A 22,865-nucleotide genomic window follows, 5' to 3' on the forward strand; every position below is an offset into this window, starting at 1 on the left:
AATTAAGATATTAGCTTAAGTTTAATATTTTTAATAATGGTGTTATGATTAAATCTATGACTTTAATTCCAACAAAAGGTACTATCATACCACCAACACCAAATACTAACATATTTCTAAGTAAAAGCATTTCCGACTTCATAGGTCTATACTTTACGCCTCTCATGGCGATAGGTATTAACGCTGGAATTATTATAGCATTAAATATTAATGCTGAAACTATAGCACTAGAAGGCGTTGATAATCTCATAACATTTAATATCTGCATTTGAGGTATTGCTACAGTAAATATAGCAGGTATTATAGCAAAGTACTTAGCAACATCATTTGCAATACTAAAGGTGGTTAAAGCACCTCTAGTTATAAGAAGCTGCTTACCAATTTCAACAACCTCCAATATCTTTGTAGGGTCTGAGTCTAAGTCAACCATATTGGCTGCTTCCTTAGCTGCTGTAGTACCACTATTCATAGCGAGGCCTACATCTGCCTGGGCAAGAGCCGGAGCATCATTAGTTCCATCTCCTGTCATAGCTACTATCTTTCCTTCGCTTTGTTCCTTCTTTATAGCATATATTTTATCTTCCGGCTTAGCTTCTGCTATAAATTCGTCAACACCAGCTTCTTTAGCAATTGTTTCTGCAGTCAATGGGTTATCTCCCGTACACATTATAGTTTTTATACCCATTTCTCTTAGTCTTGCAAATCTTTGTACAAGACCAGGTTTTACCGTATCTTTTAGATATATAACTCCATATATTTTATTATCTACACATACTACTAATGGGGTACCACCTAATTTGGAAACTCTAGTTAGGCTTTCATCTAAATCCGATGGAATTTCACCACCAGCTTCAGTCACAAATTTTTTAATTGAATCCTGTGCTCCTTTTCTTACCTTTCTTCCGTCGGTCAGGTCTAGTCCACTCATTCTGGTTTGAGCCGTAAATTCTATGAAATCTAAATCCTCGTACTTAGATGCCTCTAATGTAGTTCCTTGTTTTTTACCAAGTTCAACTATGGACTTTCCTTCTGGAGTATCATCTTTAAATGATGATATCACAGAATAGTCAATAAGTTCTTCAGTTTTCACAGCAGTAACTGGTATAAATTCCGCAGCTAATCTATTACCATAAGTTATAGTGCCCGTTTTATCAAGTATCATTGTATTAACGTCACCACAAGCTTCAACGGCTTTACCTGACATTGCAATAACATTAAATCTTGTAACTCTATCCATACCAGCAATTCCTATAGCTGATAAAAGACCACCTATAGTTGTAGGTATAAGACAAACAAGCAGTGCAATTAGTGTTGATATAGGAATTCTAACTCCAGAATATATAGCCATAGGATAAAGAGTTACTAAAACTATTAAAAATATTAGTGTTAAACTAACAAGTACTGTATTTAAAGCTATCTCATTAGGTGTCTTTTGTCTGGATGCGCCTTCTACTAAAGCAATCATCTTGTCAAGGAAGGATTCACCAGGTGTAGCTGTTATTTTAACCTTTAACCAGTCACTTACGACTTTGGTTCCGCCGGTAACAGAAGCAAAGTCTCCACCAGCTTCCTTCATAACCGGTGCGGATTCACCGGTTATAGCAGACTCATCTACAGATGCAAGTCCTGCTATAACTTCACCATCATTAGGAATTAAATCTCCTGTTTCTACAAGAACAATATCTCCTTTTTTTAGTTCACTTGCACTTATTACTTTTACATTGCCATTACTATCTAACAGCTTAGCCATAGTATCTTTACGTGTTTTCTTTAAGCTTTCTGCTTGAGCTTTACCACGACCTTCTGCTATAGCTTCAGCAAAATTTGCAAATAAAACAGTTATAAAAAGAATTAACATAACAATCAAATTATATGTTCTTAAATTATTACCAGTATCTCCAAACATGGTTGGAAAAAATGTTAATATTAAAGATATAAAGAAGCCTATTTCAACAACAAACATAACTGGATTTTTAATCATATATTTAGGATTTAACTTTCGAAAGGATTCAGCTATAGCTTCATTAACTATCTCTTTGGTAATAAACTTATTTTTTTTATCATTTTTACTCATACCAAATGCTCCTTCTTAAATATTTGTAAAACTTAACGTATAAGCGTTAAATGCTCTGCTATCGGTCCTAATGCAATAGCTGGTAAGAATGTCAATGCTCCAATTATTAAAACAATAACCACTAAAGTTATTGAAAACATAGCATTGTCAGTTTTAAAGGTACCAGCAGTTGCAGGTATAGCTTTTTTAGAGGCTAAGGACCCTGCTACAGCTATAAGGATTATCATAGATAAATATCTTCCAAGGAACATTACAATTCCTGTAGCGGTATTCCAAAATATCGTATTATCTGCTATGCCTTCAAATCCAGAACCATTATTAGCTGCAGATGATGCAAACTGATAAACTACTTGAGTTAAACCATGGAATCCAGGATTTGTTATTCCTGCTACACCTTGGGGAATAATTAATGCTAGTGCAGAAAACATAAGTATTAGAAATGGATGTATTATGATAGCTAGTGCAATCAGCTTAATTTCTCTTCCTTCTAGTTTTTTAGATAGGAACTCTGGAGTTCTACCTACCATTAATCCACATAAGAACACAGTTAGTATTGCATACATAATCATATTCATAAAACCTACACCTTTTCCACCAAAGGTTACGTTTAGCATCATATTGAACAGTGGCACTAATCCTCCCAAAGGCGTTAGAGAGTCATGCATATTGTTTACAGTTCCCGTTGTAAAAGCTGTAGTTACAGTAGTAAATAGTGCAGATTGAGGTATACCAAATCTAACCTCTTTACCTTCCATATTTCCCATAAGCTGATTAAGGCCTATATGTGCTAGCGCTGGATTACCTGCTTTTTCTGATGAATAACAAATTGGAAGTACAAGTAAAAACAATATTCCCATAGCGGCAAATATTGCCCAGCCTTGTTTTTTATTCTTTAACATTAATCCAAAGGTATATACTACAGCACCAGGAAGTAACATCATTGATAGCATTTCAATTAAATTTGTTATAGGTGTTGGATTTTCAAAAGGATGAGCTGAGTTAGCACCAAAGAAACCACCACCATTTGTACCTATGTGTTTGATTGATTCAAGAGTCGCAACTGGACCTAAAGCTATATCCTGAAGCTTACCTTCAATTGTAGTTACTGTATGAGTACCGGTCAGAGTTTGTGGTACTCCCTGTGCTACTAATAGCAAAGTAACTATAACTGATAGAGGAAGAAGTACTCTAGTTATAACTCTAGTCAAATCTACAAAAAAGTTTCCAAGGGTTTTATTTCTGCCAATAATTCCTCTCATAAATGCAAGTGCAGCGGCAAAACCAGTAGCAGCAGAAGTAAACATCATAAATGTCATTACAGTCATCTGACTTAAGTAAGATACACCAGATTCACCACTGTAATCCTGAAGGTTTGTATTTGTTATAAAACTTATTACTGTATTAAAGGTAAGTGACTGCTCCATTCCCCCTACCTTATTTGGATTTAGAAAATGTAAAGATTGAGTTCTCAATATTAAATACCCTAATGCTGCCATTACTGCATTTACTGCAATAATGGATAGTATATATTGCTTCCACGTCATTTCTTCGCCTTTTTTTATTCCGCATATCCTATATATAAAATTATCTATAATATCGAAAAATCCATTACCAAAATGTTTTTCAAAGGTACTTACCTTGTACAAATACTTACCAACTGGGATAACCAATAAAACAAATATTACTAGTGGTATTATTATTTGCAAAGTTTCCATTGCAACATCCTCCTCATACAATTAAATTATTAAAATTTTTCAGGGTTAAAGAGTGCATAACATAAATATATAAACAGCAAAATAGTTATTATAATTAATCCCCACATTCTCTAGCTCCTCCTACTAATCCTTTTTATTTTCAGTTTGCTTATCACACCATTCAGCAAAAAATTTTAGACATACAAAACCTATAAAAAGTGATGCTACAAATATAACATCTAACATATATTGCAAACCTCCTTTATTATCAACATACTAATTTTCTTCATTTCTCATCTATGCATATTCAGATTATACTTCCATTAATAGAAAAACTAAAATTTAATATTAACCTTAATTTAAAAAACTCCAATTTATTATAGACAGTTTAAGTAAAATATCCTTGTGGTTCGTAGTAGTTTTTGGTATTGGCTTAATTTAGCTTCAGTATTCTTAATTGACACTGATAAAGAAAAGTCTTAGACTATTTATATCTGTCACATCAAAATATCTTAATATTCCTATTTTTCAAGCACCTATTTAATATAGAGATTCTAATTAAAGATTGTGAACAAAAAAACAAAACTGACACCGCGTTAAAAGCGATGCCAGCTTGCGTAATTTTAAGATTTTCTAAAATATAGGGCATTTTTCCTTGTCCAATTAACCAGAACCATTTGAAATTTAGTGCTAGGTTTTTTACTTATCTTAAATCATTTGGTATAACATGAACTTCTATATCTTTTGTAAGCTTTAAGAGTCTGGTAACTGTTGAGCCTCTTAATATAGTTTGCCATTTAGTTCTCGTACTATGTCCAATAATTATCTGTGTTATATATCTCTGAGTTGCAAATTGTGCTAACTCTCTTGATATACTCTTTCCAGTCAAATTTACGACTTCTGCTCCTAGCTGCCGTGCCAATTTAAAATGACCTTCAAGCCTCTCCGAATCTTTTTCGGTCATTTTCTGAGCAAATATTCTTGTGCTATTTATGTTAACTACAACCCACTCACATTTGAATTTTCTTGCTATTCTAGCCCCTCTTCGAATGAGCTTTTTAGAAGTTGGGCTAGGACTTATACATACCATTACTCTTTCTATAATGTGCCAGTTTTCTTTAATTCCATGTTCTTTTTTATATTCTTCAAGTTCTTCATCAACTTCTTCAGCAGTTTGACGAAGAGCTATTTCTCTTAATGCATTTAAGTTACCTAGCCTAAAGAAATTTTTTAATGATCTGGCAATATTTTCATATTTATATATATATCCACCTTTTAACCTGTTTTGAAGAGCTGTTGGGGTAATATCTATTACTACTACTTCATCTGCTTCTTCAACAATTTTATCTGGTATAGTTTCTCTAACTGTAACTCCTGTAATTTGTCTTACTATATCGTTTAGACTTTCTAAATGTTGAATATTTAATGTAGATACTACATTTATTCCTTGGCTTAAAATCTCTTCAACATCTTCAAATCTCTTTTTATTCTTAGAACCTGGCACGTTGGTATGTGCTAATTCATCTATAAGAACAGTATTTGGCCTTCTTGATATAATAGCTTCAGTATCCATTTCCTCCATTACAATGCTATTATACTCAATCTTTTTTCTAGATACAGTTTCTAGCTTTCCTATTTGAGCTTCTGTTTCTTTTCTCTGATGAGATTCTAAATACCCAATTACTATATCTTCACCTTTTTCAAACCTACTGTTGGCGTCATTAAGCATGGCATAAGTCTTTCCAACACCTGGTGCATAACCTATGTATATTTTTAATCGTCCCCTTAGTTCTCTTTTAAACTTTTCTAAAGCTTCCTCTGGGGTATCTCTTTTGAACTCACTTCTCATTTATCTCAACCCCTTAAAATAACTATATATTTAAGTACATTATATCTAACAAAATATAGTAAGTAAACTTATTCTTCTATTGCCAGAGATTCAGCAACAAAAGTTTAACCAAAACTTATTTAATTTCATAATATAAATTAATATCTAATTTATTTAACGGAGGTTCTGTATGAAGAAACGTAAGTTTATTCCCTACTCCATTTTAATAACTTTTATTTTTATAGTTACTATTTTTGCCGGATGTGCTGAAAAGAAAGATGCTAATAAAGATGTTGTAACTGTTAGATTGAATGAAGTTACCCGTTCAGTTTTCTATGCTCCAATGTATGCAGCAATTAGCCAGGGATTCTTTACTGAGGAAGGTTTAAAGGTAGACCTAACAACTGGCGAAGGTGCTGACAAGACTATGCAACAGGTATTAAGTAAAAGTGCTGATATAGGATTCTGCGGCCCAGAACAAGTAATATACATTAACAATCAAAATAGGGATGACTACCCTATATTATTTGCGCAGTTAACTCAAACAGATGGTTCATTCTTGGTTGGAAGACATGAAGAAAAGGAATTCAAATGGGAATCCTTAAAGGGCAAAACTGTAATCGGCGGAAGACCAGGCGGAGTGCCTGAAATGACTTTCGAATATGTACTTAAAAAGCATAATCTTACTCCTGGAAAAGACTTAAATGTCATAACAAACATTGCCTTTGCTGCTGTAACAGGAGCTTTTAAAGGTGGTACTGGTGATTATGCAACTATATTTGAACCTAATGCAAGCATGCTTACTAAAGTAAATGCAGGTTATGTAGTTGCCTCTGTTGGTGAAGAAGCTGGAACTATACCTTATACTTGTTTCTTCTCAACAAAATCCTACATGGATAAAAATCCACAGGTAATAGAAAAATTTACTCGTGCTATATATAAGGGACAACTCTGGGTTCAAAAACACAGCGATGAGGAAGTTGCAAAATCTATTAAATCATTTTTCCCTGGAACAGATGAGGATTTAATCAAATCGGTTATTGCTAACTACAGAAAAATAAATGCATATGCTTCTACTCCAATCTTCAAAGAAGAAGATTTAAGTAGATTAATGGATATAATTCAATCCTATAAATCCGACTTGATTCCTCAAAGGCCTGCCTTTAATAAAATTGTAAACAATACCTTTGGCGAAAAAGCTATTAAAGAAATAAAATAAGGGTGCATAATGCACCCTTAAGCTGTTGATAAGTTTATTTGATTATTTCTATTGCAGTCATAATTATACCCATAGCCATAAAGCATATACCTACAACTTTTTGTAATGTCTTTTCATTAACTTTATTTGCATAACGAGAACCAATAATTCCACCAACTACTGCTCCCACAGATAATAAACTGCCTAATACAAAGTCTATATTACCTCTAACCCCATAACCAACTGTAGATGAAAGAGCTGTTATAGCCATTATAAGCGTAGAAGTACCTATAGCCTTATGAAGTGGAAATGACATTAATACTATTAAAGCTAAAAGTATCATAACTCCGCCGCCAGCTCCAAATATTCCACTTAATATTCCTATTCCTAATCCTATAACTAAAGCTGATAATATTTTTTGCCATTCTTTTTTAAAGTTAACCAATTTACTTAAAGTATCTGATGAATCCTTTTTCTCTTTGTAACTCTTACGCACCATTGATAAACCTGCAAGGACTAACACAATTCCAAAACTTGAGGACAAGTTACCTTCTCCCATTTTACTTGCAAATGATGCACCTAATTGAGCTCCAATAATAGAAGTTAAAGCTATCCAAATACCTGATTTAAGCTCTATATTACCATTCTTGTAGTAAGAATAAGATACAGTTAACGAAGCTATAACATCCACAAAAAGGCTTGTACCTATTGCGGTATGAACACTAACTTTAAAGAGCATAGTCAAAATAGGAACTATAATCATAACTCCACTAGCCCCTATAAGGCTTGTTATACCACCAGTGATAACACCTATAACTATTGCTAATAAATACAATGCTAAATTCATAAAAATATATCTCCTTTGCTATTTCTATTTTACAGATAAACCTATGAAGTCAACTAAGAAGTTGATGTTATCTTCTTTATCATTTGGGTGAAATTCTAACAGTACTAACGTGGATACTAATAGAGATTCTGCTAATCTAGTATCAACGTTAGAACATTTACTAAGAGTTTCTACCTTATCAAGACAATTTAAAAAATTTTCTACTCTTAAAATCAAGCTGTTTTTTAAACCATTAATATCTTTATCATCTTTCAGTTCAGCTACTGAAGTATTTATCAAAGCCTTCCCTAGTCCATTTCTTGCTTCAATGTCTTCATAAAGTGCACTTACGAATTTTCTAAGTTTCTCTCCTGAAGAAATGGTAAGTTCACTTATAGCATCAAGCTTATTAAATGTATTTTCCCAACTTTCTTTAAGTATGCTTATATAAAGCTGTTTTTTATTTTCATAGTAATTATATAGAGTTCCAACAGCTACACCGGATTTTTTAGATATCATTTTCATATCAACGTTAGTATAGCTAAACTCAACAAACAATTCTAAAGCACAATTTCTGATAGTCTTCTCAACATCTTTTATTATCTTTGGCATAACATCACCTCTTTTTATGAATCATGATTCATTTAAACATAATACTATTTTATACTCTTCTTTGTTATTTGTAAATAAATTTAAACGCTAAATTTGATAGAATTATAAATAACAGCTTTGGTGAAAAAGCTATAAAAAAATAAGAGTGCATAATGCACACTTATTTTTTAGTTCCATCTTCAGCCGCTATTTGATCTTTAGTTTCAGTTTGGCTTTTCAACACTTCATTTTCCATAGCTTTAAAGGCCACTGAAAGCATAAGCTTTATCCTGTTTAATTGGTTAACTTCACTTGCCCCAGGATCATAATCTATAGCTGCTATATTTGCACCAGGATATCTTCTTTTTAATTCTTTTATCATTCCCTTACCTGTAACATGATTAGGCAAACATGCAAAAGGCTGCATACATACAATATTCTTTGTTCCACTCTCTATAAGTTCTACCATTTCTGCAGTTAAGAACCAACCTTCGCCAGTTTGATTACCTAATGATACTATTTGTGAGGCGCCTTCTGCTAGTCTTTCAATTTCTATAGGAGGACTAAACCTTTTGCTATTAGCTAAAGCAGCCTTCATAGGTTTCCTATAATACTCAATAGCTCTTATAAGAGTATTACGTATAATTTTGTTCCTCCTATTTCCTGAAAGATATTCATATTTAAACTTTGCATCATATGCACAATACAGGAAGAAATCTACTAAATCTGGCATTACTGCCTCAGCACCTTCTTTTTCAATAATATCTACAATATTATTATTGGCTGTAGGATGAAATTTTACAAGTATCTCTCCTACTATTCCAATCTTAGGCTTTCTGATATTATTTATCTCTAAAGTATCAAAATCCTCTACTATAGCATAAATATTTTCTTTAAATTCTTTATGATTTCCATTTATAACATTTTGCTTACACTTCTCAATCCATTTTTCATATAAAATATTAGCTGATCCAGGAATTTTCTCATAAGGTCTTACTTTATAAAGCACCCTCATAAATAAATCGCCATATAATAATCCAAGCATAGCTTTATTTAGAAGACCTGCTGTTATTTTAAATCCAGGATTTTTCTCTATACCTATAGGATTTAAAGATATTACTGGAATATTTAGCATTCCAGCTTCCTTAAGAGCTTTTCTTAAAAAACCTATATAGTTTGTTGCTCTACACCCTCCACCTGTTTGAGTTATCAGTACGGATGTGTTATTTAAGTCATATTTTCCTGATTTAAGTGCCTCTATCAACTGTCCGACTACTATTATGGAAGGATAGCATGCATCATTATTTACATATTTTAGCCCTTCATCTACAGCCTTCTTATCTACAGAAGGCAAAACTTCTAGATTATATCCAGATGCTTTAAAGGCTTCTTGGACAAATTGAAAGTGTATAGGAGACATCTGCGGACATAAAATTGTATGTGTTTTTCTCATTTCCTTGGTAAAAACAATTTTACCTGAGCTTTTTAGCATCTTCTTTGGCTTAAATCCTGTACTGTCTCTTTCTTCTAAAGCAGCCTTTAATGATCTTATTCTGATCTTAACTGCCCCTAAATTACTTCCCTCATCTATCTTTAAGACAGTATATATCTTTTCATAAGAGTTTAATATATCTTGTACTTGATCTGTTGTTACTGCATCTAAGCCGCAGCCAAAAGAATTTAGTTGTATAAGTTCTAAGTTTTCTTGAGTAGCAACAAAGCTTGCTGCTGCGTATAGTCTTGAATGATAAACCCATTGATCTACAACTTTCAAAGGTCTCTCAACTTCTCCTAAATGTGCTATAGAATCTTCTGTTAGAACGGCCATTCCATAAGAAGTAATTATATTTGGGATTCCATGATTAATTTCTGGATCCAAATGATAAGGTCTTCCTGCTAATACTATACCTTTTCTGTCAGTTTCTTTTAGATATCGCAGTACTTCTTCTCCTTTATTTCTTATGTCCTCCTTGACCTTACGATCTTCCTTGTAAGCTTCTGCAACAGCTTGTTTAATCTCATCTCTGTTTATATTAAAATCTTTTAATTCATCAAATAATCTTTTTATTAATCTACCCTCATTATCTATAGGCAAAAATGGATTCATAAATTTAATGTCTTTATCTCTCAAAATATCCATGTTATTCTTAATAACCTCTGGATATGATGTAACCATAGGACAATTATAATTATTGTCGGCCTGAACTTGCTCCTTCTGTTCATAAGGAATACAAGGATAAAAAATAAAATTTATACCTCTGTTAACAAGACTAATTATATGTCCATGAACTATTTTAGCAGGATAGCAAGCTGATTCAGAAGGTATTGTTTCTATTCCAAGTTCATATATCTCCTTAGATGATCTAGGAGACAATTCAACTCTAAATCCTAACTTAGTAAAGAATGTAAACCAAAAGGGATAATTTTCATATATATTTAGTACCCTTGGAATACCAATAGAACCTCTTTTAGCTTCTTCTTTCTTTAGTGGTTTATAATCAAATATTTTTCTATATTTATAGTCAAATATATTTGGTATTTCATTAATCTTGTGGTCTAACCCAATGCCTCTCTCACATCTATTGCCAGAAATAAATTCTCTGTCATCAAAAAACTTATTGATAGTTAAAAGGCAGTTATTACTGCATTTTCCGCATCTTTTCATGGTTATATCTGTTGAAAAACTCTCTAGCTTATCAAAGCTTAACAAGTTACTTTTTTGACCTTCTTTATATCTTTCTTTAGCAATTAAGCTGGCTCCAAAAGCCCCCATAATGCCTGCTATATCCGGTCTTACAACCTCTCTTTCGGATATAAGTTCAAAGGCCCTAAGAATAGAATCATTATAGAAGGTCCCACCTTGTACAATTATCTTCTTTCCAAGCTCCTTAGGATCTCTTATCTTTATTACCTTAAAAAGTGCATTTTTTATTACTGAATAAGAAAGCCCTGCTGATATATCACCTACAGAAGCTCCTTCTTTTTGGGCCTGTTTAACTTTTGAATTCATAAAAACCGTACACCTTGAACCCAAATCCACAGGTCTTTTAGAATAGACTGCTGCCTTAGCAAAATCTTTCACACCCATATTTAAAGAATGAGCAAAAGTTTCTATAAATGAGCCACATCCAGAGGAACAGGCCTCATTAAGCATTATACTATCAATTACTCCATTCTTTATTTTTAGACATTTCATATCCTGTCCACCAATATCTAGAATAAAATCTACTCCCGGCTTAAAAAATTCTGCTGCCTTATAATGAGCTACAGTTTCAACTTCTCCTATATCCACTAAAAGAGCAGCTTTTATAAGTCCCTCTCCATAACCAGTAACTGCAGAATTTACTATACTAGCCTTTGGCGGCAATTTGCTATATAAATCTTTTAATATTCTCACAGCAGATTTAAGTGGGCTTCCCTCATTACTTCCATAAAAAGAATAAAGTAAGTTACCATTATCATCAATAAGAGCTGCCTTGGTAGTAGTAGAACCTGCATCTATTCCTAAATAACAGTTTCCTTCAAAATCTTCTAAACTTTCCTTTTTAACTAGGTATTTTTGGTGCCTTTCTGTGAAACTTTGTAGCTCATGTTCATCCTTAAATAACGGCCTCAAAGTCTGCACCGCATCACTTGTAAACTCTTCAATCCTAGGCAATTTTTCGATCAAAGATTCAAAGGACATTATATTCTCTTTTTTAGAGGTTAGCGCAGCCCCAATAGCTACAAACAGCTGAGAATTCTTAGGAAATATAATCTGTTTTTCTGTTAATTGTAAAGTTTCAGTGAATCTATTCCTAAGCTCAGATAAGAAGTATAAAGGACCTCCTAAGAATGCTACATTTCCTCTTATTGATTTACCACAAGCAAGTCCACTTATTGTTTGATTCACTACGGATTGAAATATAGACGCAGCTATGTCTTCTTTTGCAGCTCCTTCATTTAAAAGAGGCTGAATGTCAGTTTTGGCAAATACTCCACATCTTGCTGCTATGGGATAAATGACATTGTATCCCTTTGCAAGCTCATTTAATCCTTCTGCATCTGTTTGAAGCAATGATGCCATTTGATCAATAAAAGCTCCAGTTCCTCCGGCACATGTACCATTCATTCTTTGATCTATTCCATCATCAAAAAAAGTTATTTTAGCATCTTCTCCGCCTAGTTCTATAGCTACATCTGTGCATGGAATAAATCTCTTTATGGTATTAGTACATGCTATTACTTCTTGTATGAATGATATGTTTAACCATTCAGATACCGATAACCCGCCAGAGCCTGTTACCATTATTGTAATATTTGCTTCTTTAAAATAATCATAAGCTTCTTTTATAACATTAATTATAGTACTTTTTATATCTGAAAAATGTCTCTGATATCTACTATATACTATACTGTCCTTATTATCACAAACGACAACCTTTACTGTAGTTGATCCTACATCAAGACCAATATGAAACAAGTTTCTCATAAATCATATCACCTTTTTACAAATTAATAAGTTTATGGGAATTACATATTTTTCTTTAAATTATCCTATGGATAAAATAACGTATGTACATTTTAATACATATCTTTATTATAACAATGTAAAACTCTAATTTTCATATGCTTTTTCATAATCAAATTATATAATCCCTTATTACTAAATATATAGTTTATAAGAAAAAAAATAACCATATCAATAATATACGGTTATTATATAATTTTGTTAAATTTACATGAACTAGATATAAGCATATGAAATCCCATAATAATACTTTTTTATAATAATATTATAACATATATTTGTCTTTATCTGTTTACTAATTATTCAAATATAACATAATGTTAAAAATTCTATTTTAACATTATGTTATAAGAGTTCATATAATAAAATATGCCAAAACTTTTATAGGAGATGATCTCTTGGATAAAGTATCTGTTAATAATATTTATATGAACTATCATTCGTTAAAAGGATCAACCAAGGCTATAAATGATATAACCTTTACAGTATCAGATGGTGAGTTCCTTAGTATAGTGGGACCTTCAGGTTGTGGAAAATCAACCTTACTTAATATAATTGCAGGGCTTCTAAAGCCATCTAATGGAGAAATATATGTTGATGGTGAAGTCTCAAATTCTATATCAACTAAAATGGGTTATATGTTTCAAAGAGACCACCTATTTGATTGGCTAACAGTATGGGACAATATACTTCTTGGATTAAAAATACAACATAAACCTATAGAGTTGTATAAAGAAAAAATTAACTCACTACTAAATGACTATGGTCTATGGGATTTTAGATTCCATCACCCTTCAGAACTTTCAGGAGGCATGCGGCAAAAAGTTGCCTTGATTAGGACTCTTGCTCTTAATCCGGAAGTTCTACTTTTGGATGAGCCCTTCTCAGCTTTAGATTACCAAACTAGACTTAATATAAGTGATGAAATTTATAAAATAATAAAAAAAGAAGGTAAAACAGCAATCATGGTTACTCATGATATTTCTGAAGCTATATCAATGTCTAATAGAATAATTGTTTTGTCTAGTCGCCCTGCAAAGATAAGCAAAATATTTGATATTGATTTTTCAATTCCTCACGATTCACCATTAAAATGCAGGGAAGACTCTAAATTCAGACTTCACTTCAACAATGTATGGAAGGAGTTAAACTCTTAATGATTGATGAAATTAGAGAACATGAATTATATATCAAAAGTGTTAAAAGAAGAAAAAGAAATATTATAATTACTAGAATATCAATTCTAGTGTCAATATTTTTATTATGGGAAATCGCAGGAGATTTAAAATGGATAGATCCATTTTTAACAAGTACTCCATCAAGGATGTGGAAAAGCCTTGTTAAGCTGTATATGGAAGGAAGTTTATTTAAACATATATGGGTTACTTGCTATGAAACTATATTAGGGTTTGTTCTTGGAACAATCCTTGGTACTCTAATAGCTATAATATTATGGTGGTCTGACTTCATTTCAAAAGTATTGGATCCGTATATTGTTGTACTTAATGCTCTTCCTAAAGTAGCCCTTGCACCGATCATAATATTTTGGGTTGGGAATGGAGCTCCTGCAATAATTTTAGTAGCTCTTCTCATATCAATAGTAGTTACTATAATAACTGTGCTAAATGGCTTTAATGAAGTTGATATAGACAAAATAAAGCTACTTAAAACTTTTGGAGCTTCTAAGCTTCAGGTATTAATTTATTTGATAATACCATCCTCTATTCCTACATTAGTTTCAGCATTAAAAATAAATGTAGGACTCTCCTGGGTAGGAGTTATAATGGGTGAGTTTCTAGTAGCTAAGGATGGATTAGGCTTTTTAATAATATTTGGAGGTCAAATAGCACAATTAGATACAGTCATGCTCAGCATTATAATATTAGCAATACTCGCATATTTAATGTATGAAGCAGTAGAGTTCTTGGAAAAAAAGCTGAGAATGTAACTCTCTTAACTGCATAAAAAAATAAAATGTGGTTATGATTTTTAATGGAATATTTTTCCGAAAAGTTCGATATAAATTTATTACAACAGAATGAAAAAAGTGTTTGGTAAACCTAAGGAGGATTAAAATGAGCTACTTTCACAAGGCTAATGAATATTATAATGCTAAAGATTATAAAAAAGCACTAGATATGTACGAAAAGGCCATTAAACTTAAAGAGAATGAAGCATCTTCACTGTATAATTCTGCTGTATGCTTTATAAAACTTAAAGAATACAATAGGGCTATTCCTCTATTAAAATCTGCTATTGATTTAAAACGAGAAAGCAAGTACTTTTTTAATCTTGGATATTGTTACACCATGCTAAAGGATAATAAAAAGGCTTTAGTATACTTTAATACAGCATGGAGCCTAAATAATGATGATACTGACTGCGAAAAAGCAATAAATATAATAATTAAAAATCACCTATCAAAAAAATCAAAATAAAATACAGCTTGAAGTATCTAATCTTCAAGCTGTGTTTTTATTTCAGAGTTTCAAAGCTATATCCCTTAGATTGTAAATATTCTATTACCTGTGGAAGAGCGTCAACTGTAGTAGTCTTAGCAGGAGCATCATGCATTAAAATTACTACATGGTCTTGGGTAGTGTATCTTTTCAATTCATCAAGCAAACCACTTACTGGAACAAGGCTACGCTCAGCATCACCGGTTAAGTCATTCCAGTCTATATAGTGGTAACCAGCCTTTTTTGCTGCTTCTCTAAAAGGTGCTAATTTTGGCCCAAAAGAGCCTCCTGGAAATCTTGCAAGCTTTAAATTATAATCATTACCTATTATGGATTTCAAAGTCTTGTCCCCTTTGTCTAAATCACTAACAAAGACATTTGGATCTGAATATATATGCTTCATGTTATGAGAATAGGTATGATTTCCAACCACATGTCCTTCTGCTACTTCTTTTTTTACTAATTCACTATTTTGCTCAGCACATTGTCCAATAACAAAAAAGGTTGCCTTTACATTATATCTTTTTAGTATGTCCAATATTTTAGGTGTATTATTTGTTGATGGACCATCATCAAAGGTTAAATATGCAACTTTTTTACCATCTGGTTTATATGGATCAAATTCTCCACTACTACTATTTTTATTATTAACATTATTTTTATTGTCACTATTTACCGCGCTTTCTCTCTTATTCATAGCTTCATCGGAAGGTTTCTTTTCTGGTTCCTTTGTGTTGCCATTTGCAGCACTTACAACAACGTTATTCTTCTTATGAGACATTTTGCCGCCAACAAAGAATCCAAAAGAAAAAAGTAATAATAAAGAAAATGCAGTAAGGATGGCATTTCTCTTTTTTCTTCTTCTATTTCTTTTAATTCTTTCTTCATATTTCTCCATAATTCACCATCTCCTATATTCTCGTCAACAATATTATACTGCTTTTTGGTGAAAAATCATATTACAATTTGGTAACATTTTTACCACTCTCCAGCAATTTGAGAGCCTCTATGATCTAACTCAAATCTTTTGCTGTTAAAGTAGTTTCCTCCTTTGTAGAAAGTTGTATCAATGTTAATCCATTTCCCTTCTTCAGGTATATACACTTGGTTCCATGCATGGCTTACCCAGCTGACACCATTAAATCCTTCACCAGTTATTAACCTTACTTTCATATGGTTAGCCCTAGCCATCGCAACATACAAACAGGAATAATCAAAACAAATCCCTTTTCCTGTATTGAAGGTAGGTATAGCCCCTGACTCCACATTAAAGTTATTATTTAACACTTTATTTGCTTTATCATGATCGTAACTTATGTTGCTTCCTATCCAATTATATATTATCTTTGCTTTTCCCTTTGTATCAGATTCCTTAGCAGTAATTTCTCTTGCTGTCTTATCTATTTCTGCATTAGATTTTATTCCTTGATCCAATGTAACCCCATTGTAATATACTATAGTTCTGCCTTTGCTAACATTTTTTCCTGGTATAGTTTCTTTAGGCTCAGATTCTTTTATTACAATCCTAAAAGAATTATTTATTATACCTGGCAATTTTTTAGCTATTTTAGAATCTGTAATAGGAATAACTATTTCTTTACATATAGTATTATATGGTTTGGACCCTTCCAGGTGCTCATTAAGCTTATCACTGGCACCAAATATAGACATTATATTTAATATAAAAGTTACTATAAGTACATAACATACAGCTTTAGGAAATTGAACAAACATTCCTGCCATTCTCTTGAAAAAGTTACTCTTTGAACTTAAAAACTTTTCTACCCCATCTAGTACGGGATAAAGTGTTGCGTAGCTTATAAGATCAAAAATCAATTTAATAATCCTATATACTATGAATATAAGTATTGGTATTACAACTGCATATACTATAAAGCTATTGCTTTCTATATATTGAACTACGCTATCCGGTATAATTTTATATATTTGTTTGTAAATACCAGTTTCATGCTGTAAAAATATCTTTTTACCATAATAAATTCCTAAAACTAAAGAAATGACAAAAGAAACATTTCTATTTATTTCGTCTATTCCAGCCTTCAAGTTACTAGAAGAAAATTTGAGCAGAAAACCTTTTAAAAGAGGATATAAAAATACTAAAGCTAATACAAGTGTTACAGGATTAATATTCTTATTCATTATAATAATCACCTCTTAATTAGTTGACAATTTCTATACTTAACAAAATATTTTATGTTTTAATATAAGAGGTTTTGTTAAATATAATAGTCTTTTATAATATTGTTTAACGCTGCTTTTATGTCATTCCAAGAGTATCCTCTTCGCAAAAGATAATCTCCCAACTTCTTATAAAGCTTTCTAACATCACTTTCAGATTTTATTAATATTCTATATCTTTTCTCTGCCAACTCATATAATTTATCTATATCCTCATTTACTTTATCTTCAGCTTCATTTTCATATATGTTATTTATATCCTGTTTTACTACTTGATTTAAGATACTTTGCACTATATCTAAATTATAGCCCTTTCTAATTAGGTATTCTCTTAATTTTTTATTAATATTTCTAATATCCTGTTCACTTTTAATTAATAAGTTATACTTTTTTTCTGCCAATTTTAAAGCAGAACTTTCCTCAGACTCTTTATTAATATAACATAGCTTTTCATTTATTATTTCTTCACTTATTCCTTTATTAATTAATGCATATTTTATTTTATTTCTACCTTGAGAGTTCATTTTATCTTTTATGTACATTTGTGCATACTTATTATCATTTATAAAATCATACTGTTTAAGAAACTCTTTAGTTCTCTCAATAACTTTCTCATCGTAGCCTTTTTCAATTAATTTATCAGTGATCTGCTTCTCTGTTTTATAGGATTTTTCTATCATTTTTAAGGAGGTATTCTTACATTTTATATAATTATCTTCATTTACTATCTCCTCTAAATTATCCTTCTCTATAATCTTATCCTTTGAAAGACTATGAGTATATACAAGCTCTGCACTACATGCGAAAGCAAATTCATCATTTATATATATATTAACTCTATCTTTATTTCTTTTCTGCACTTCTATCTTTGTAATAACATATTTATCTTTGTTCATTTTAAACTCTCCAATTAAGCATATAAAGATTATCTACTATCTTCACTTTTCAATATGTGTATAGTAGGATTTTCAAAAACAATTCTTGCTACATTGTATATATCCTCTTTCCTTACATTCTCTAAGTTTTTCATATCATCAACAAATTTGAATATATCATCTTCGTCAATAGCTTGATGCAGTACATAATTTCCTATGTCTGTAGAATCTTCTAAAGTAAATGCCACAGCTGTCTTCAAAACCTTTTTCATCAATCCTATTGTGCTGTCATCAAAAACGATATTTTTATTTTTGATTTCTTCTATACAATTATCTATAGTGTTTATAGTTTCATCTACATTCTCATCACTAACAGCAGTATATATATATAATGTTTTTACATTAGTAGTCAAATCTAAATCTGTATAAACATCGTAAGCAAGTCCTTTTTCCTCTCTAAGCTTTCTAAATAATATAGAGTTAGCACTTTCTCCAAATTTATGATTTAAAATTCTAAGAGCAAGCTCCTCTTCTTTTGTTATATTATAAAAAGTAAATAGATATAATATTGTACTCTGTTCTATATCTTTTTTATAAGAAACCTTTAACCCAGGTATATTATTTTCAACAATAACTTCCTGTCTCTTAAATTCTTTCCACATCCACTCTTTAAAATACTTCCAAACTAAATCATATACATACTCATGTTCAAAGGATGATACTATGGAAATAAAACAATTATTAGGAACATAATACTTGTCATAAAAGTTTACTAACTTTTCTCTATTTATTTTATTAATAGTTTTTTCATCACCTATAGTTTCATATCTTAGAGGGCTCTTTATAAATGCCATTTCGTTTATTTTTTTAAAACTATAGTCTTCTACATCATCTTTACTTGTCCTAATCTCTGCTAGTATTACATCCCTCTCTTTACTAATCTCTTCTTCTGGAAATGTTGAATTTCTAAGCATATCTGATAGTAGTTCTAATGATTTTTCTAATTCTTCACGAAGTGCTGTAACACTGTACACTGTGCAATCATTGTCAGTATAAGCATTGTATTCTCCACCTAAGGTCTCTAAATCTAAATTCAACTCTTCATTTGTCTTAGTTTTTGTGCCTTTAAACAGCATATGTTCAATAAAATGTGATATCCCCTTTTCATCTGGGTTTTCAAAAATTGCTCCTATTTTTATACCTGCATGTATTGAAGTAACCTGTGTATCTTTCTTTATACTAATCAACCTTATTCCATTAGGTAAGACTTTTTGTTTAGCATCAAACATAAAATTATTCTCCTTAAAACCATAGTTATAATACATTATATTATAATTTATGTTGGCAGAAATAAAAAGATTAAAACCTATAAATAAAAAAACTCTCCGGATTTCTCCGGGGAAATAGTGGGTACTAGACCGAAAGTCAACTTATACGCCGGGATATGTTTCCAAGCTCAGCACGTTAAAAACTTTTAGCCAGTCTAAAGCTTGTGTTTCAAGACAACCTAAGAACTTTCGAGAACTCGCTGTGCTCAAACAACTCTAAAGTTCTAAGGTTCTCTCAAAACCCTTCACTAAGACTGGCACAAAGTTTTTAAATCTACTTCAGCTTTGGAAACATACCCCTCTGTATAAGATAACTTTCTAGTTAGTTTCCCTATACTCTATGCTTACTATTTATTGTTTAGGCGATGACACAGGGGCTAGTAATCCCGTTTTGCTTAACTGTAAGTTTATTTCTCCAACAACAGCCTCTCTGAAATGATCTATTTCATCTTGAGTAAGTCCTGGAACTTTGTTTAAAAGCATCTTGTTAAACATATCAGCTTTTTGTTGTCCAGACTTTGGCATTGACTTAAACTGTTGTTCAACAGCGAAAAATATACTTTTTGCAATGTTGTAAGTTATATTATACTGATCAGCACCCATTTGTTTTATAAGAGCTTCTTTTTTCTTGCTCAAATAGGAAACAGCAACAGTAGTTAGATATGAAACCAGTGCTCCCAAAATTACCAAGACTGCTTGTACAAAAATACTGATTACTTGATTTTCCACAGATTCCATCCTCCTAAAATCGGTCTTTATAGATAAAGAATCTTATTTTAGAATTTTAATCCAGCTATCTATTCTAATGACCCCGTCTGGATTTGAGTATATTTTAGCAGATTTTTGCCATTCCTTAACCTTTTGAACTGTTGTGTCATCAAACACACCAGTCTTAGATACTCCAATCCACCACTGAACAAATTTAGTTGCTATAGAATTGCTCGGCCAGCCTTTACCTATTGTAGGCACTTTAGTTATAGCATTTAGTGCATCTGTAAGCTTAGAATCTATATTTTCGCTATCTGGTAACCCTACTATATTCCTGAACTGCCTTATTGCAGCCTTAGTTTTAGTATCTAACACACCTGTGGCATTAATTTCCCCACTTTCCAGACAGCTAACTCTTTGCAAATCATGCTGTACAGATTTTATAAAGTCAGAGTTGCTATTATCCGAATTCACTGTTTGTCCAGTGAGTCCTTGAACTATTGCCAAGGCTATAACTTCAGCACCTAATTTGTTATATAAATCTGCATCATTTTGAGTATCTACAAAACATACTTCTATAAGAATTGCTACAGGCTTGCTATTTTTTATTACATATAAATTGCTGCCATCTTTTACCCCACGATTCACAAATCCCAGTGATACTAGACTTTTTAATACGCTAGAAGCTAAAGCGTTTCCTGCAGTACTCATTGCAAATACTTCGCTGCCTTTTCCACCACCTGCATTCAAGTGTATAGAAACTAAATAGTCTGCATTAGCTGCATTATCACATCTTTGCTGCAGCGAATTTGAGACACTTGAAGCGCTTGAAGGTCTTACATTCCAAGCCTGATGACCTAATGTTTGAAGCTTGCTAATAACTCTATTAGCTATATCTAAAGCACAGTTCTGTTCATTTAAATATCCTTCTGCTCCTGTGTCTGGATAACACCCATGTCCAGGATCTACTGCAAATTTGCTCATAATAATCTACCTCCTATTTAGATTATGTTGGTAAATTAAAAGTGCTAATAGTTATTTAAATATTTTATCTTTAACTTCTTTTACATCTTCTTTAATGCAGTTTAAACCATCTTCTATACATTGAAACTTATCTGTTAACTGAGATATTATTTCCTGATATTTTAATTCTCTTTTTGAGTTTTCATTTAGTACAAAGAAAAGCAGTGCTATAAAAAGCACTGCCCATATTCCTTGCTGCACAGCTAAATCTAATATTTTCTCTTCCAAGTTGCACCTCTTCTTTACATATTTTTTTCTACATTCTAGTCTACAAAGTTATCTATATTGATTTTATTTATTAATTGGTGTATATAAGACAGAAGTTGTTTACTTACTTTTTATATGAAATCCTTTGAAATCAACACAATCGACATGATCAACATTGTTAGTTGAACCAGAAAAAACTTCTAAATGATATAAACCTAATGATAAGGTAGATAAAATTGTTTCTAATGCTTCTGACTTATATACAACACCATTTATTTTTATATAAGTATTAAGATAACAAGAAACATATGATTTTAAACTCATCTCATCTTTAGAATTTATAAAAACCCAAGCTTCCATAATTTTAGTATTCAATCCATCGGATTTTGGATACTTTGCATAAAGTTTAAATCCATATTGATCAATAGGTGAGTATGTTAATTTATCCTCATTAACCCCATTAATTACTTTTTGAGTTGAATAATCTATTTTTGTATCTGTCTCAACAAATATTACCTGTGGGGAAATATGTGCAAAAATTAAATCCGCCTCATACTGATGGCCTATATCTCCAAAATGTAATCTATCTGGAATAAGGGTAGCTATGTCAGTTGGCGAATAGAGTAAAAATCTTTCTGTAAACTTATTAATATCAATTAATTCTAAGTTATATTCAACGGACAATTCTCTTTTAACTTCGTTTGCAATTGAATTAATTGCTTCAGCTGTTCGTAATGGATATTGACTTACGTACTGCGTGTCTACATTTGGTGATACAATAGCCTGTGTTGTTAATAAAAATGGTTGAATACCTCTTGAATAGAACCAGTTTATTTGTGAAATTATATTAGCTTTAAATCCATCTCGATAGGCCTTAGCGTCAGAATAATTCAATCTGTCGTTTATGCCCCAACCAATACCAACCATTTTAACATCAGAATAATCAGTGCCAATGCCAAATTCAGCATTAATATTTGCAACACCAAAGGCAGAGTCTTTACCTGAAAAACCGGCATTATATATTCTCAGCCTGTTATTCCCCGTTGCTAAGTGCAAGGTTGTCTCTAACTTTTTACAGAAAGTATTTGGAGATTGACTATCTTTACCTAATATATTTGCAACATACCCTGTTGTATTATTGCCATCTATTGTACTATCACCATAAAATGCAATGGGAAATTTGTTTCCAGCTTTCCATTGGCTCCAAGCATCATTGAATGTATATATTTTTTTAAACATTTTCGCCTTACCATCCATACTATATTCGTCTACTTTTTCAGTAAGGGGACTAGATTTTAAATGGTTTTTCTTTAAAAATTTTAAAAAACTTTTTAGCAAAATAAAT

At 31.6% G+C, this 22,865-nt stretch carries 19 protein-coding genes; 4 read left to right on the forward strand and 15 right to left on the reverse strand.

Features of this window, described 5'->3' with window-relative positions:
- Positions 1–10 precede the first annotated feature (10 nt).
- From kdpB to I6U51_RS13485, 4 genes are all read right to left on the reverse strand, one after another.
- A complete protein-coding gene (kdpB, locus tag I6U51_RS13470) occupies positions 11–2,074 on the reverse strand; it encodes a potassium-transporting ATPase subunit KdpB (RefSeq protein WP_211143140.1) in 2,064 nt (687 codons plus the stop codon).
- 32 nt (positions 2,075–2,106) lie between these two features.
- Positions 2,107–3,789 carry a potassium-transporting ATPase subunit KdpA gene (kdpA, locus tag I6U51_RS13475; protein WP_211143141.1) on the reverse strand — a complete coding sequence of 561 codons (1,683 nt, stop codon included), beginning with the start codon at positions 3,787–3,789 and terminating at the stop codon, positions 2,107–2,109.
- A 29-nt stretch (positions 3,790–3,818) separates the two neighbouring features.
- Positions 3,819–3,896 (reverse strand): K(+)-transporting ATPase subunit F, encoded by a 78-nt coding sequence (gene kdpF, locus I6U51_RS25430; RefSeq protein WP_178906830.1) that lies wholly within the window; start codon positions 3,894–3,896, stop codon positions 3,819–3,821.
- Positions 3,897–4,471: 575 nt separating this feature from the next.
- Positions 4,472–5,617 (reverse strand): universal stress protein, encoded by a 1,146-nt coding sequence (locus I6U51_RS13485; RefSeq protein WP_211143142.1) that lies wholly within the window; start codon positions 5,615–5,617, stop codon positions 4,472–4,474.
- Positions 5,618–5,786: 169 nt separating this feature from the next.
- On the opposite strand from I6U51_RS13485, the gene I6U51_RS13490 reads away from it, so the two are divergent.
- The gene (locus I6U51_RS13490; RefSeq protein WP_211143143.1) at positions 5,787–6,815 is read left to right on the forward strand and encodes an ABC transporter substrate-binding protein; all 1,029 of its coding nucleotides are present in this window, start codon (positions 5,787–5,789) and stop codon (positions 6,813–6,815) included.
- Positions 6,816–6,849: 34 nt separating this feature from the next.
- On the opposite strand, the gene I6U51_RS13495 is transcribed toward I6U51_RS13490, so the two are convergent.
- From I6U51_RS13495 to I6U51_RS13505, 3 genes are all read right to left on the reverse strand, one after another.
- Positions 6,850–7,641 (reverse strand): sulfite exporter TauE/SafE family protein, encoded by a 792-nt coding sequence (locus tag I6U51_RS13495; RefSeq protein WP_211143144.1) that lies wholly within the window; start codon positions 7,639–7,641, stop codon positions 6,850–6,852.
- Between the two features lie 24 nt (positions 7,642–7,665).
- Positions 7,666–8,232, reverse strand: a complete 567-nt coding sequence (locus I6U51_RS13500; RefSeq protein ID WP_211143145.1) for a TetR/AcrR family transcriptional regulator — start codon at positions 8,230–8,232, stop codon at positions 7,666–7,668.
- 160 nt (positions 8,233–8,392) lie between these two features.
- Complete coding sequence (locus I6U51_RS13505) at positions 8,393–12,682, reverse strand: 2-hydroxyacyl-CoA dehydratase (RefSeq protein WP_211143146.1); 4,290 nt, start codon at positions 12,680–12,682, stop codon at positions 8,393–8,395.
- A gap of 437 nt (positions 12,683–13,119) precedes the next feature.
- On the opposite strand from I6U51_RS13505, the gene I6U51_RS13510 reads away from it, so the two are divergent.
- The 3 genes from I6U51_RS13510 (at position 13,120) to I6U51_RS13520 (ending at position 15,159) form a co-directional block, all read left to right on the forward strand.
- A complete protein-coding gene (locus I6U51_RS13510; RefSeq protein ID WP_211143147.1) occupies positions 13,120–13,878 on the forward strand; it encodes an ABC transporter ATP-binding protein in 759 nt (252 codons plus the stop codon).
- Positions 13,878–14,669 carry an ABC transporter permease gene (locus I6U51_RS13515; protein WP_211143148.1) on the forward strand — a complete coding sequence of 264 codons (792 nt, stop codon included), beginning with the start codon at positions 13,878–13,880 and terminating at the stop codon, positions 14,667–14,669. The genes I6U51_RS13510 and I6U51_RS13515 overlap by 1 nt, the downstream gene beginning before the upstream one ends.
- 127 nt (positions 14,670–14,796) lie before the next feature.
- The gene (locus tag I6U51_RS13520) at positions 14,797–15,159 is read left to right on the forward strand and encodes a tetratricopeptide repeat protein (protein ID WP_211143149.1); all 363 of its coding nucleotides are present in this window, start codon (positions 14,797–14,799) and stop codon (positions 15,157–15,159) included.
- Between the two features lie 37 nt (positions 15,160–15,196).
- On the opposite strand, the gene I6U51_RS25120 is transcribed toward I6U51_RS13520, so the two are convergent.
- The 8 genes from I6U51_RS25120 to I6U51_RS13560 all read right to left on the reverse strand — a co-directional run bounded on the left by I6U51_RS25120 (position 15,197) and on the right by I6U51_RS13560 (position 22,777).
- Complete coding sequence (locus I6U51_RS25120; protein WP_211143150.1) at positions 15,197–16,078, reverse strand: polysaccharide deacetylase family protein; 882 nt, start codon at positions 16,076–16,078, stop codon at positions 15,197–15,199.
- Positions 16,079–16,158: 80 nt separating this feature from the next.
- The gene (locus tag I6U51_RS13530) at positions 16,159–17,340 is read right to left on the reverse strand and encodes a transglutaminase-like domain-containing protein (protein ID WP_211143151.1); all 1,182 of its coding nucleotides are present in this window, start codon (positions 17,338–17,340) and stop codon (positions 16,159–16,161) included.
- 77 nt (positions 17,341–17,417) lie between these two features.
- The gene (gene recX, locus I6U51_RS13535; protein WP_211143152.1) at positions 17,418–18,275 is read right to left on the reverse strand and encodes a recombination regulator RecX; all 858 of its coding nucleotides are present in this window, start codon (positions 18,273–18,275) and stop codon (positions 17,418–17,420) included.
- Positions 18,276–18,304: 29 nt separating this feature from the next.
- Complete coding sequence (locus tag I6U51_RS13540) at positions 18,305–19,543, reverse strand: M16 family metallopeptidase (RefSeq protein ID WP_211143153.1); 1,239 nt, start codon at positions 19,541–19,543, stop codon at positions 18,305–18,307.
- A 390-nt stretch (positions 19,544–19,933) separates the two neighbouring features.
- Positions 19,934–20,311 (reverse strand): phage holin, LLH family, encoded by a 378-nt coding sequence (locus tag I6U51_RS13545; protein WP_211143154.1) that lies wholly within the window; start codon positions 20,309–20,311, stop codon positions 19,934–19,936.
- Between the two features lie 42 nt (positions 20,312–20,353).
- Positions 20,354–21,274, reverse strand: coding sequence for an N-acetylmuramoyl-L-alanine amidase (locus I6U51_RS13550; RefSeq protein WP_211143155.1), 921 nt, complete (start codon positions 21,272–21,274; stop codon positions 20,354–20,356).
- A gap of 51 nt (positions 21,275–21,325) precedes the next feature.
- Positions 21,326–21,541: a BhlA/UviB family holin-like peptide gene (locus tag I6U51_RS13555; RefSeq protein WP_211143156.1), complete on the reverse strand. Its 216-nt coding sequence runs from the start codon at positions 21,539–21,541 to the stop codon at positions 21,326–21,328.
- 99 nt (positions 21,542–21,640) lie between these two features.
- The gene (locus tag I6U51_RS13560; RefSeq protein WP_211143157.1) at positions 21,641–22,777 is read right to left on the reverse strand and encodes an SGNH/GDSL hydrolase family protein; all 1,137 of its coding nucleotides are present in this window, start codon (positions 22,775–22,777) and stop codon (positions 21,641–21,643) included.
- Positions 22,778–22,865: the final 88 nt, after the last annotated feature.

Source organism: Clostridium aciditolerans (genome assembly GCF_016316925.1).
In the GTDB taxonomy this organism is placed as follows: Bacteria; Bacillota; Clostridia; order Clostridiales; family Clostridiaceae; genus Clostridium_AM; species Clostridium_AM aciditolerans.

What these genes read in the sequence shown, in the direction of transcription:
- I6U51_RS13485 (WP_211143142.1), bottom strand. Translation starts at nt 5,617, where the DNA reads ATGAGAAGTGAGTTCAAAAGAGATACCCCAGAGGAAGCTTTAGAAAAG.
- I6U51_RS13540 (WP_211143153.1), bottom strand. Translation starts at nt 19,543, where the DNA reads ATGTTTGATGCTAAACAAAAAGTCTTACCTAATGGAATAAGGTTGATT.
- kdpF (WP_178906830.1), bottom strand. Translation starts at nt 3,896, where the DNA reads ATGTGGGGATTAATTATAATAACTATTTTGCTGTTTATATATTTATGT.
- I6U51_RS13500 (WP_211143145.1), bottom strand. Translation starts at nt 8,232, where the DNA reads ATGCCAAAGATAATAAAAGATGTTGAGAAGACTATCAGAAATTGTGCT.
- recX (WP_211143152.1), bottom strand. Translation starts at nt 18,275, where the DNA reads ATGAACAAAGATAAATATGTTATTACAAAGATAGAAGTGCAGAAAAGA.
- I6U51_RS13520 (WP_211143149.1), top strand. Translation starts at nt 14,797, where the DNA reads ATGAGCTACTTTCACAAGGCTAATGAATATTATAATGCTAAAGATTAT.
- kdpB (WP_211143140.1), bottom strand. Translation starts at nt 2,074, where the DNA reads ATGAGTAAAAATGATAAAAAAAATAAGTTTATTACCAAAGAGATAGTT.
- kdpA (WP_211143141.1), bottom strand. Translation starts at nt 3,789, where the DNA reads ATGGAAACTTTGCAAATAATAATACCACTAGTAATATTTGTTTTATTG.
- I6U51_RS13550 (WP_211143155.1), bottom strand. Translation starts at nt 21,274, where the DNA reads ATGAGCAAATTTGCAGTAGATCCTGGACATGGGTGTTATCCAGACACA.
- I6U51_RS25120 (WP_211143150.1), bottom strand. Translation starts at nt 16,078, where the DNA reads ATGGAGAAATATGAAGAAAGAATTAAAAGAAATAGAAGAAGAAAAAAG.
- I6U51_RS13515 (WP_211143148.1), top strand. Translation starts at nt 13,878, where the DNA reads ATGATTGATGAAATTAGAGAACATGAATTATATATCAAAAGTGTTAAA.
- I6U51_RS13490 (WP_211143143.1), top strand. Translation starts at nt 5,787, where the DNA reads ATGAAGAAACGTAAGTTTATTCCCTACTCCATTTTAATAACTTTTATT.
- I6U51_RS13560 (WP_211143157.1), bottom strand. Translation starts at nt 22,777, where the DNA reads ATGGATGGTAAGGCGAAAATGTTTAAAAAAATATATACATTCAATGAT.
- I6U51_RS13495 (WP_211143144.1), bottom strand. Translation starts at nt 7,641, where the DNA reads ATGAATTTAGCATTGTATTTATTAGCAATAGTTATAGGTGTTATCACT.
- I6U51_RS13505 (WP_211143146.1), bottom strand. Translation starts at nt 12,682, where the DNA reads ATGAGAAACTTGTTTCATATTGGTCTTGATGTAGGATCAACTACAGTA.
- I6U51_RS13530 (WP_211143151.1), bottom strand. Translation starts at nt 17,340, where the DNA reads ATGAATAAGAATATTAATCCTGTAACACTTGTATTAGCTTTAGTATTT.